General features: G+C 63.7%; 6 protein-coding genes. 1 reads left to right on the top strand and 5 read right to left on the bottom strand.

Annotation, left to right across the window (positions count from 1 at the left end; genetic code table 11):
- Window positions 1–200 precede the first annotated feature (200 nt).
- The 3 genes from ENZ75_RS17975 to ENZ75_RS17965 are packed head-to-tail and all read right to left on the bottom strand — an operon-like array spanning window position 201 to window position 3543.
- A complete protein-coding gene (locus ENZ75_RS17975; RefSeq protein ID WP_063169180.1) occupies window positions 201–809 on the bottom strand; it encodes a hypothetical protein in 609 nt (202 codons plus the stop codon).
- Complete coding sequence (locus ENZ75_RS17970; RefSeq protein WP_128278218.1) at window positions 806–3079, bottom strand: xanthine dehydrogenase family protein molybdopterin-binding subunit; 2274 nt, start codon at window positions 3077–3079, stop codon at window positions 806–808. Before ENZ75_RS17970 ends, ENZ75_RS17975 begins: the two co-directional genes overlap by 4 nt.
- A gap of 2 nt (window positions 3080–3081) precedes the next feature.
- Complete coding sequence (locus tag ENZ75_RS17965; protein ID WP_063169182.1) at window positions 3082–3543, bottom strand: (2Fe-2S)-binding protein; 462 nt, start codon at window positions 3541–3543, stop codon at window positions 3082–3084.
- Window positions 3544–3666: 123 nt separating this feature from the next.
- Between ENZ75_RS17965 and ENZ75_RS17960 the strand changes: the two genes are divergently transcribed.
- Window positions 3667–4263, top strand: coding sequence for a TetR/AcrR family transcriptional regulator (locus ENZ75_RS17960; protein WP_013529190.1), 597 nt, complete (start codon window positions 3667–3669; stop codon window positions 4261–4263).
- A 33-nt stretch (window positions 4264–4296) separates the two neighbouring features.
- Here ENZ75_RS17960 and ENZ75_RS17955 read toward each other — a convergent pair whose 3' ends face one another.
- The gene (locus ENZ75_RS17955) at window positions 4297–5427 is read right to left on the bottom strand and encodes a patatin-like phospholipase family protein (protein WP_027162499.1); all 1131 of its coding nucleotides are present in this window, start codon (window positions 5425–5427) and stop codon (window positions 4297–4299) included.
- 49 nt (window positions 5428–5476) lie between these two features.
- The coding region (locus ENZ75_RS17950; protein WP_128278217.1) for a 3-hydroxybutyrate dehydrogenase at window positions 5477–6001 on the bottom strand (525 nt) is incomplete at its 5' end.

Here is a 6001-nt window from a genome sequence, read left to right as displayed (position 1 = left end):
GAGCACAACAATGGCTGCAAGCTTGTGAAACCTGATTCTCGGCATCGTCGTTGTTTTCCACTGCGGGTTCGGCCAGCGTCCTCATAACGCGGGCGCGTCGCCGATATGGGTGCGCGCCAAGCCGTGTTCAATTTGCCGTGATCGGCGAAGCGCGCTTCTACATCAAAGTTGCACCGCAATATAGTCTGAAAGTTGCAAGATCATTGCCCCGGCGGACAAGATGCGCCCGCCGCGGCCCAGTCTTCGATCGCTTGATAGGTCGCTTCGGCAGAGCCCGGAGCCGGTTCACGATCCGGCCCCGGCGCCCAGCCCCAGGCGACCAATCTGTCGTCGCGAACATGCAGCGCGATGTCCTTCAAGCTGCGGTTGCCATTGCGCAGGGGATCCCTGATCTGGGCGCAGATTTCGGCCGAGGATTTGCCGAACCAGGCCATCTCGGCCGGCGCCAAATGCCAGTTCTCGGCCCCGGGCGGCCCGTGCAATGCCTTGGAATTGCTGGAGAAATGGCAAGTCGTGCAGCGCAGGCCCGGATTGCCGAAGCCCGACCCGTCAGCACCGCGCTGGACATTGAAGGCGTGAACGCGCGTACCGCGATAGTGCGCACCCGACCATCGCGGCCGGTCGTCCGCGACATGACAGTCGGCGCAGCGCGGATGCGAGAACACCGCATAGACCTTGTCCCATTCGGGCAGGCCTTTCGCCGCGTCGACGGTCGCCGGCGCCGGCGTCTGGCTCTCTTGCGCAATCGCAAACGGCGCTGCGAGCACGAGCATGGCAGCAGGCGTCAGCATGATGAGGAGCTTCTTCATGCGAAGGCCACCGTTTTCGACAGCGGCAGCGTGCGGATGCGCTTTCCGGTGAGCGCGAAGATGGCGTTGGCGAGTGCTGGAGCCGCCGGCGGTGTGCCGATCTCGCCGACGCCGCCCATCTTGTGGAAATTTTCCAGGATGGCGACTTCGAAGACCGGGCACTGGAAGATCCGCATGGCATCGAAATCGTGGAAGTTCGACTGTTCGACCATGCCGTCGGCGAAGGTGATTTCCTGACCCATCGCCGCCGAAAGGCCGTAGATGGCGGCGGAAATCAACTGCGCCTCGATGATGCCGGGATCGAGCGCGGTGCCGACATCGGCGGCGATCCACACCTTCTCGATGCGGATGCCGGCCGGCGTGTCCGCCACCTGAACGATCTCGCCGACCCAACTGCCGAAGGACAGCGTGAAGGCCATGCCCTTGGCCTTGCCGGCGGGCAGCGCCTCGCCCCATTTCGCCATCGCGGCGACTTTCTCGACCACCTTCACCGCCGAGGGATAGGCGGCCATCAGTCTCTTGCGCATCTCGACCGGATCGATTTTTCCGGCGACCGCGATCTCGTCCATGAAGCCCTCATGGAAGAAGCCGTTGACCGAACTGCCGACCGAACGCCAGGAGCCGACAGGGATGGAGACCGGCGCCGCGATACCCCTGACCCGATAATTCGGGATCGTGTAGGGCTGGTCATAGGCGCCATCGACAATGGTCTTGTCGGGACCGAGCGGCGATACCGAGGGGAACAGCCGGCGCAGCGTACCGGCAATCACCGATGGCGAGGCCATCTTCATGTCGACCGCGATCGGCATGCCATCGTCACCGAGCCGCGCCTGGAACTTGCCGATAGCAGCCGGCCGATAGGCGTCGTGCCGCATGTCTTCTTCACGCGTCCACGTCACCTTGATCGGGCGTCCGCCCGTCTCCTTCGCCATCAGCGCGGCACACAGCGCGTAGTCCATCTCGACGCGCCGGCCGAAACCGCCGCCCATGAAGGTGGTGTGCACATTGATCTTGTCCTGCTCGATGCCGACCGCGTTGGCGCAAAGCTGCCGCACCAGGGTCGGCGCCTGGTTGCCGCACCAGATGTCGAGCGCACCGTCCCTGAACTGTGCCGTGGCGTTCATCGGCTCCATCGTCGCATGCGCCAGATAGGGCACGGCATAGTCTGCCTCGATGATGCTTTCGCGCGGCGCGTCGGCAAAGGCGGTTTCGACATCGCCATTGTCGCGCATCACCGACCCCTTGGTGGCAAGCGCCTGCTTCAGCACATCTGAAATGGCGGCGCTGCTGAGCGGATATTCAGGATCGGACCACTGGGCGTCGATCGCCTCGGCCGCCTTGAATGCTGCCCATGTATTATTCGCGATGATACCGAAGCCATGGCCGTAATTCGTCTCGAGCAGCACGATCTTGATCACCCCAGGCATTTTCTCGGCTTTGGAGAGGTCCGCCTTGACCGGCTTCGACCAGAAGCGCGGGCTCATCTTGACCGTGCCGTAGACCATCTCCGGCAGCCGGACATCGATGCCGAAGATCGGCGCCCCGGTGAGCTTTGCCAGCATGTCGATGCGCTTCTGCGGCTTTCCCAGCAGCTTCCAGTCGGCCCGGTCCTTGAGCCTGACTTCGGCCGGCCGCGCCATCGCGGCGGCAGCCGCGGCGACCGCGCCGTAGGTCAGCGATTTGCCCGACGCCTTGTGCAGGATCGAACCGTCGGCCGTTTCCAGATCGGCCGCCGCGACACCCAGTTTTTGCGCTGCCGCTGCGACCAGCATCTGCCGGGCAGCGGCACCCGCTTGCCGCATCTTGTAAAACCCGTCGCGGGGCGAAGCCGACCCGCCGGTGCCCTGCAGGGCAAGGAATTTGCCGACCACACCGAGACCGGAACGCACCGCCTGCGCGGTCAGGCTTTCATCGAAGAAGGCGAACGGACCGCCCTCCTCGAGGATCGCGGCGTTGTAATAGGCATGGGATGCCGGTCCATGCTCGACCATGACCCGGTCGAGCCCGACGTCGAGTTCCTCTGCGACCATGGCCGCAAGCGTCGTCGAGATGCCTTGCCCCATCTCGGCGCGCGGCGCGACGATGGTGATGGTGTTGTCGGCGCCGATTTTCACATAAGGGTTGAACGTCGCCTCGCCCTTGCCAAGCTCGGCCTCGAGCGGGTTCGGGAACGGCTTGCGATAGTAGTAATAGCCGACGGCAACGCCGCCAGCGACAGCGGCAGCGCCAATCAGAAACGTGCGGCGGGCGATCTTTCCGACACTGGCCATGGTCAGAGCCCCGCCGTCTTGAGCGCCGCGGCCTTTTTGATGGCCGAGCGGATTTTGGGATAGGTGCCGCAGCGGCAGAGATTGCCGCCCATGGCGTTGTCGATGTCGGCATCGCTCGGGTCGGCGACTTCATCGAGCAGCGCCACCGCGCTCATGATCTGGCCGGCCTGGCAGTAGCCGCATTGCGCGACCTGTTCCTCCAGCCATGCCTGCTGCACCGGATGCAGTCCGCCTGCCGTGCCGATGCCTTCAATGGTGGTGACGGCGCCGCCGACCTCGCCGACGGGAAACGAACAGGAACGCACCGGCTGACCGTCGACATGTACAGTGCAGGCGCCGCAGGCGGCGATGCCGCAGCCAAACTTTGGCCCGGTCTTGCCAATGAGATCGCGCAGTGCCCACAGCAGCGGCATGTCCGGATCGGCGTCGATATCGAATGACTGACCGTCGACGGTGAGGCGCATGGGGATACCCTTTGTTGTCGTCCACTGCCAAGGGCGAAGCGGCCTCCCGGCCGTTTCGCTCCGATACAGATTGACAAATTTCGTCATTTTGTCAATTAGGATTTTGCAGGATAGAATTGCTCTATGAACCAGATCGAAGACACCGCCACCGCCGATCCCAAACGCGTCCGTATTCTGGATGGCGCGATGAAGGTGTTTTTGGCCTATGGCTTCTCGCGCACCACCATGGACGACATTGCCCGTGCCGCCGACATGTCGCGCCCGGCGCTCTATCTCCTGTTCAAGAACAAGACCGACATTTTCCGCGCCATCGCCATGATGATCCTGTCGCGCTCGGTCGAGGCGGCAAGGTTTGCCCTATCCGGCGACGGCCCTTTCACCGAGCGCATGATGCGAGCCATCGATGAGGCCTTTATCTCGATGATGAGCGCGGTCGTTGCCTCGCCGCACGGCGCCGAATTGCTGGACATGAAATCGAGCCTTGGCGATCTGGTGGGCTGCTGGCGCGGCGGGCTTGGCCAACACATCGGCGCCGCGATAGAGGGCGAGGCAGCCAGGAACGGCGTCGATCTGGCGGCCAGGGGCCTGTCGGCGCAACTGCTTGCCGACATGCTGCTCGACGGGCTGGAAGGCATGAAGGCGCGGATCAGAGATCCGGAAGGGCAGCGGCAGGCAGCCGCTGCCCTGATCAGGGTGATCGACCTGACCTTGAAAGCATGATTGCGGACCAATCGATGCACATCGATTGGTCGCTCAGGCGCGCCGGCGCTCTGCCTCCGGGTTCTTGCGGGCCGCAAGAAATTCCTTGACCCGCCGGCCGGGTGCCGGACCGCGTACCGGCTTGAAGCCGTCATCCAGTTCGCCGGAGAGATCGAGCGTCGGTCGCTTGCCGACGGCGTCGTAATTCTCTTCCAGCCAGTCGCTGGCGGCGGTGCGGCCGAGATCTCTGAGGTAGGTCAGAAACGCCCATTCGGCGTTGACCTTCGAGGACGCCGACAGGTCCTTGAACGCCTCGTCGGCATCGATGCGGTGCATGCGGATGTCGCGGTACTCGCCATGTGGCAGACGGCCGGCGGCGATCAGCTCCTTGACGAAGGCAATCGAGCGGAATTCGCGCAGCAGCCCGGCGTTGAAGGTGATCTCGTCGATGCGGTTCTGGATCTCGTTGGCGCTTCTTGGTGTTCCCTCGCGCACCACCGGATTGATCTGCACCAGAAGCACGTCCTCGGTCGCAGCCGTCTTGAAGAACGGATAAAGCGCCGGATTGCCGCCATAGCCGCCATCCCAATAGGGCACGCCCTTGATCTCGACGGCGCGGAACAATTGCGGCAGGCAGGCCGAGGCCATCACCGTATCGAGGTCGATCTCCCCGTCGGAAAAGACGCGCAACTGTCCGGTCTCGACATTGGTCGCCGAGATGAACAGTTCCATCGACTTGCAGGCGCGGACGTTCTCGAAATCGATCTCCTGCTGCACCACGTCGCGCAGCGGATTGAGGCCGAGTGGGTTGGCGACATAGGGCGAGAACACCCGCGACATGGTATCGAAGAAGAGATAGCCGGGCGTGTTCTCGATCGACCAGTTGCCCCAGGCGACGTCCCACGGCATGCGCTGCACCGGGCTGAACCGCCCCTTGGCCGCCACCGCGCGCCAGAAATCGTCAAGTTTTTGCCGCGCGCCTTCGACTCCGCCGCGCACATATCCGTCGGCCAGCGCCACCGCGTTCATGGCGCCGGCGCTGGTGCCGGACACTGCTGATATCTCCAGCCGTCCGTCCTCCAGCAGCCGGTCGAGCACACCCCAGGAAAAGGCCCCGTGCGAGCCGCCGCCCTGAAGCGCTACGTTGATCTTCTTCGTCTCCTCCGCCTTGCCGTTCTTGGTCATGGCGTCGTCCTTGATCTATCCCTTTGGGTGGATGAGAGAGTTTTGCGCCTCACGCGGCGGTCCAGCCGCCGTCGACCGACAGTTGCGTGCCGTTGACCTGCGCCGCCGCGTCCGAGCACAGGAACACCGCCGCTGCCGCGATCTGCTCCACCGTGACGAATTCCTTGGTCGGCTGCTTGTCCAGCATGACCTCACGGATGACGGTCTCGCGGTCCATCTGATGGGCTTTCATCTGGGCGGGGATCTGCGCCTCGACCAGCGGCGTCAGCACATAGCCGGGGCAGATGGCGTTGCAGGTGATTTTTTCGCGCGCCAGTTCGAGCGCAACGGTTTTGGTCAATCCCATGATGCCGTGCTTGGCCGAGACATAGGCCGATTTGAACGGCGACGCGACCAGGCCATGCGCCGAGGCGATGTTGACGATCCGGCCGCCGCCGGCCTTTTTCATCAGCGGGATGGCGGCCGCGATGGTGTGGAACGCCGACGACAGGTTGATGGCAATGATGGCGTCCCATTTCTCGATCGGGAACTCTTCCACCGGCGCGACATGCTGGATGCCTGCATTGTTGACGAG

The organism is Mesorhizobium sp. M7A.F.Ca.CA.002.04.1.1, assembly GCF_004022805.1.
GTDB classification, from domain to species: domain Bacteria; phylum Pseudomonadota; class Alphaproteobacteria; order Rhizobiales; family Rhizobiaceae; genus Mesorhizobium; species Mesorhizobium ciceri.
The sequence above is the reverse complement of the archived record's forward strand: the minus strand, read 5'-3'. Positions and strand labels throughout refer to the sequence as shown.

Bases quoted from the DNA above. Each gene is read 5' to 3' on its own strand.
- ENZ75_RS17960 (WP_013529190.1), top strand. From the start codon at position 3,667: ATGAACCAGATCGAAGACACCGCCACCGCCGATCCCAAACGCGTCCGT.
- ENZ75_RS17955 (WP_027162499.1), bottom strand. From the start codon at position 5,427: ATGACCAAGAACGGCAAGGCGGAGGAGACGAAGAAGATCAACGTAGCG.
- ENZ75_RS17975 (WP_063169180.1), bottom strand. From the start codon at position 809: ATGAAGAAGCTCCTCATCATGCTGACGCCTGCTGCCATGCTCGTGCTC.
- ENZ75_RS17970 (WP_128278218.1), bottom strand. From the start codon at position 3,079: ATGGCCAGTGTCGGAAAGATCGCCCGCCGCACGTTTCTGATTGGCGCT.
- ENZ75_RS17965 (WP_063169182.1), bottom strand. From the start codon at position 3,543: ATGCGCCTCACCGTCGACGGTCAGTCATTCGATATCGACGCCGATCCG.